This window comes from Bradyrhizobium guangdongense (assembly GCF_006483445.1).
GTDB classification, from domain to species: Bacteria; Pseudomonadota; Alphaproteobacteria; order Rhizobiales; family Xanthobacteraceae; genus Bradyrhizobium; species Bradyrhizobium guangdongense_A.
Genome location: NZ_PPPT01000279.1, coordinates 1 through 5299, shown reverse-complemented (window position 1 = coordinate 5299; position 5299 = coordinate 1). Strand labels below are relative to the sequence as shown.

Genomic DNA, 5299 nt, shown 5'->3' with positions numbered 1-5299 from the left:
CAAGCCCGGCCATGACGGAATTACTTGGTGCAGAGGCGAATTAGCCCTGCACGGGCGGGCGCCCGACGCTTTCATAGACGAAGCCGGCGGCGGCCATGTCCTCGGGACGGTAGATGTTGCGGAGGTCGACGATGACAGGCTGAGCCATGGTCGCCTTCAGTCGGTCGAGGTCGAGCGCGCGGAACTGGACCCATTCGGTGACGATGACGAGCGCATCGGCGCCTTGGGCGCAGGCATAGGCATCCTCGCAATAGGTGATGCTCGGCAGCTCACCCTTCGCCTGCTCCATGCCCACGGGATCGAACGCCTTCACCTTCGCGCCCATGTCGAGCAGGCCGGTGACCAGCGGGATCGACGGCGCATCGCGCATATCGTCGGTGTCGGGCTTGAAGGTGAGGCCGAGCACGCCGATGGTCTTGCCGCGCAAGCTGCCGCCGAGCGCCTGGGCGACCTTGCGGGCCATCGCGCGCTTGCGGTTCTCGTTCACGGCCAGCACGGATTCGACGATGCGCAAGGACACGTCATAGTCCTGCGCGATCTTGATCAGCGCCTTGGTGTCCTTCGGGAAGCAGGAGCCGCCAAAGCCGGGCCCAGCATGCAAAAACTTCGTGCCGATGCGGTTGTCGAGACCGATGCCGCGGGCGACCTCCTGGACGTTGGCGCCGACCTTTTCGGAGAGATCCGCGATCTCGTTGATGAAGGTGATCTTGGTGGCGAGGAACGCGTTCGCCGCGTATTTGATCATCTCGGCAGTGCGACGCGCGGTGAACATCAGCGGCGCCTGGTTCAGCGACAGCGGGCGATAGATGTCCCCCATCACCTTGCGGCCGCGCTCGTCCTCGGTGCCGACCACGATGCGATCGGGGAATTTGAAATCGCGGATCGCCGCACCCTCGCGCAGAAACTCGGGGTTGGAGGCGACGACGACGTCGGCCGCAGGGTTGGTCTCGCGGATGATGCGCTCAACCTCGTCGCCGGTACCGACAGGCACGGTCGACTTCGTCACGACCACGGTGAAGCCCGACAGCGACTGCGCGATCTCGCGCGCGGCGGCATAGACGTAGGAGAGATCGGCGTGACCATCGCCACGGCGCGAGGGCGTGCCGACGGCGATGAATACGGCGTCCGCTTCCGCCACCGGTTTGGTGAGGTCGGTCGTGAAGTCGAGCCGCTTCGCCTTCACACTATCAGCGACCAGCGCATCGAGCCCGGGCTCGTAGATCGGGATCTCGCCCTTATGGAGCGCTGCGATCTTGCCGGCATCCTTGTCGACGCAGGTGACGTCGTGACCGAAATCCGCAAAGCAGGCGCCGGACACCAGCCCCACATAACCCGTGCCGATCATGGCAATGCGCATGAGAAACCCTGTCTGTCTTGGTTAACAAAATCTAACTCGGATTCAGGCCGGTCTTAGGCATTTTCCGCCTCCGAGGGAAGGCCCGGAGATCGAAAAGCGGCATGCGATTTGTACCAGTAAAGAAAGCGTAAACCGCAAGGCCTCACACTGCCCCACAACCGGGCGGCGACCGCCTCGAAAAGGGACACCATGACACCAATCGGCACATTGCCCGCGCGCGGAGGTTCCAAAACCTCGGCGGCCGCGCGTGTCGACTGGGTCGACTATGCCAAGGGCATCTGCATCGTCATGGTCGTGATGATGCATTCGGTGCTGGGGGTTGAGCTCGCCGCTGACAAGACCGGCTTCATGCATGGGCTGGTGGCGTTTGCAAAACCGTTCCGGATGCCGGACTTCTTCCTCATTTCGGGCTTGTTCCTGCCCCTCGTGATCGACCGCGACTGGCGAACTTATCTCGACCGCAAGGTGGTGCATTTCGCTTATTTCTATGTCGTTTGGGTGACAATCCAGTTCGGCTTCAAGGCGCATGGGCTGGCGGCGGAGACGGGCTGGCGCGAGGTCGGCTGGCTTTATCTCGAATCCTTCATCGAGCCGTTCGGCACGCTGTGGTTCATCTATCTGCTGCCGGTGTTCTTCGTCGTCACAAAACTGACACGCCGGTTTCCACCGCTCGCGATCTGGCTGGTCGCGGCATTGCTGGAGACGGCGCGCATCACGACCGGGTGGACCGCAATCGACGAGTTCTGCTCGCGTTTCGTCTATTTCTATTCCGGCTATCTCTTCGCCGACTACGTCTTCGCGCTGGCCGATCGCGCGCGCAGCTATCCGCGCCTGGCGCTTGCCGGGCTCGCGGCATGGGCGCTCGTCAACGGCGCGCTAGTCTCGCTTGGCGCGAGCGAATGGAAGGGTGTCTCGCTGCTGCTCGGCTTCGCCGGCGCCTGCGCCATCATCACCATGGGAACGTTGCTGGCGCGCGCGCAGTGGATGAACGTGCTGCGCTTCTGCGGCGAGCATTCGATCGTGATCTATCTCGCCTTCTTCCTGCCGATGGCCGCCACGCGCACTTTCCTGCTGCGCACCGACCTCATTCCAGACATCGGCATGGTCTCGCTGATCGTCACCATCGCCGGCATCGTCGGATCGCTGTTGATCTGGCAGGCCGCGTTGCGCCTGCGCGCCAACTTCCTGTTCGAGCGCCCGGATGCATTCTGGATTGCGCGGAAGAAGGCTGCGCGCGCGTTGCAGGCGGCGGAGTAGCGCTTTCTCCGCTGTCGTCGCCCGGCTCGACGGGGCGACCTAGTATTCCAGAGACGGCGATTATCAACCAATAGGCCGCAGCGTACTGGATTCCCCGCTTTCGCGGGAATGACAGTGGGAAAGCTGCGCCATCAGCCCAAAAATCGCCCTCGCAAGGCTGTCAAACCCCGCAAAAATTCATACATTGCGGCTATGCCAAAAACCTCCCCGAAGACCCCCGCCAAAGCTGACACCAAGGTTGCTGCGACCAAAGCGGCGACCGAGAGCAAACTTGCTGCCAAAGCAGCGCCCGTCGCGGCCAAGGCAGCCGGCAAGGGCGACCACATCTTCCTGGTTGACGGTTCCGGCTACATTTTCCGCGCCTATCACGCGCTGCCGCCGCTCAACCGCAAGTCCGACGGGCTGCAGGTCAACGCCGTGCTCGGCTTCTGCAACATGCTGTGGAAGCTCTTGCGCGACATGCCCGCCGACAACCGGCCGACGCATCTGGCGATCGTGTTCGACAAATCCGAGGTCACCTTCCGCAACAAGATCTACCCTGATTACAAGGCACACCGCCCGCCGGCGCCCGACGATCTGATCCCGCAATTTGCGCTGATCCGCGAGGCCGTGCGCGCTTTCGACCTGCCCTGCCTGGAGCAGGGCGGCTTCGAGGCCGACGATCTGATCGCGACCTATGCACGGCAGGCAACCGAGCGCGGCGCCACCACGACCATCGTATCATCAGACAAGGACCTGATGCAGCTCGTCAACGACAAGATCACGATGTACGACACCATGAAGGACCGCCGCATCGGCATCCCCGAGGTGATCGAAAAGTTCGGCGTGCCGCCGGAGAAGGTGGTCGAGGTGCAGGCGCTGGCCGGCGATTCCACCGACAACGTGCCCGGCGTTCCCGGCATCGGCATCAAGACCGCGGCGCAATTGATCGTCGAATATGGCGATCTCGAACAGCTCCTGTTCCGCGCGGGCGAGATCAAGCAGCCGAAGCGGCGCGAGGCGCTGATCGAGAACGCCGAGAAGGCCCGCATCTCGCGGCAGCTCGTGCTGCTCGACGACAAGGTGAAGCTTGACGTGCCGCTGGACGATCTCGCCGTCCACGAGCCCGATGCGCGCAAGCTGATCGCCTTTTTGAAGGCGATGGAGTTCACGACGCTGACGCGCCGCGTGGCCGAGTATGCGCATATCGATCCGGCCAATGTCGAGGCCGATGCCTCCAACAGCAGCGAGGCGCGCGGCGGCGCTGCATCTGCCGACACTCCTGCCAAAACCGCCGGCGCTTCCGGCGATCTCTTCGCGAGCCCTGCCGTGGCAAAGGGCGGCGACAAGGGCGACAAATCCGCGAGCCTCAAGGGCGCGCCGATCTCGCTCGCCGAAGCGCGCGCAGAGGCCGCGCGGAAGGCAAGGATCGATCGCACGAAATACCAGACCATCAAGACACCGGATCAGCTCAAGGCGCTGATTGCGCGCATCCACGATGCCGGTCATGCCGCGATCGAGCTCAAAGCGATCGCCGAAGACCCGATGCAGGCCGACATCTGCGGCATCTCGCTGGCGCTCGGCCCGAACGATGCCGCCTACATTCCCCTGGCGCACAAGCAAGCCGGCGGGGGCGCCGGGCTGTTCGACGCTGGCCTTGCGCCGGACCAGCTCAAGCATGAGCAGGCCATCGAGGCACTGCGGCCGATCCTGGAATCGCCGGGCATCTTGAAGATCGGCTTCAACGTCAAGTTTTCCGCCGTGCTGCTGGCACAGACCCGCGTCACGCTGCGCAACATCGAAGACGCGCAATTGATCTCCTATGTGCTGGATGCCGGCCGCGGCTCGCACGCGATCGAATCGCTCGCCGAGCGCTGGCTCAGCCACGCCGTCCTCGCCGACAGCGACTTGCTCGGCAGCGGCAAGAACAAGCTGACATTCGACCAGGTCGCGATCGACAAGGCGACGGAGCACGCGGCTGAACGCGCCGACGTAATCCTGCGTCTCTGGAACGTGCTCAAGCCGCGTCTCGTCGCGGAACACATGACGACCGTCTACGAGACGCTGGAGCGTCCGCTCACAAGTGTGCTCGCGCGCATGGAGCGGCGCGGCATCTCGATCGACCGCCAGGTGCTGTCGCGGCTGTCAGGCGAGTTCGCCCAGACCGCAGCGCGGGTCGAGGCCGAGATCCAGGAGGTTGCGGGCGAGCCGATCAATGTCGGCAGTCCCAAGCAGATCGGCGACATCCTGTTCGGCAAGATGGGGCTTTCAGGCGGCACCAAGACCAAGACCGGCGCGTGGTCCACGACCGCGCAGGTGCTCGACGATCTCGCCGAGCAGGGCCACGACCTCCCGAAGAAGATTCTGGAGTGGCGCCAGGTCTCCAAGCTCAAATCGACCTACACCGACGCGTTGCCAAATTACGTCAATCCGCAGACCCATCGCGTCCACACCACCTACGCGCTGGCTGCGACCACCACGGGCCGGCTGTCGTCGAATGAGCCGAACCTGCAGAACATTCCCGTGCGTACCGAAGACGGAAGAAAGATCCGCCGCGCCTTCATCGCGACGCCGGGCCACAAGCTGGTGTCGGCCGACTATTCGCAGATCGAGCTGCGGCTGCTTGCCGAGATCGCCGACATTCCCGTGCTGAAGCAGGCATTCAAGGACGGGCTAGACATTCACGCCATGACGGCATCCGAGATG

3 protein-coding genes are annotated in these 5299 nt (G+C 63.7%); 2 read left to right on the top strand and 1 reads right to left on the bottom strand.

All coding sequences use genetic code 11. The annotated features are described in order from the left end of the window. Nucleotides 1-40: 40 nt before the first annotated feature. Nucleotides 41-1357, bottom strand: coding sequence for a UDP-glucose dehydrogenase family protein (locus tag C2U70_RS31655; RefSeq protein WP_140982555.1), 1317 nt, complete (start codon nucleotides 1355-1357; stop codon nucleotides 41-43). A gap of 189 nt (nucleotides 1358-1546) precedes the next feature. Between C2U70_RS31655 and C2U70_RS31650 the strand changes: the two genes are divergently transcribed. Together C2U70_RS31650 and polA are read left to right on the top strand one after the other, a co-directional pair. Next, entirely contained in the window at nucleotides 1547-2614 is a 1068-nt protein-coding gene (locus tag C2U70_RS31650; RefSeq protein ID WP_140982554.1) for an acyltransferase family protein, read from the top strand. Nucleotides 2615-2806: 192 nt separating this feature from the next. Continuing rightward, nucleotides 2807-5299, top strand: a 2493-nt coding sequence (polA, locus tag C2U70_RS31645; RefSeq protein WP_140982553.1) for a DNA polymerase I, incomplete at its 3' end; no start/stop codon positions are given.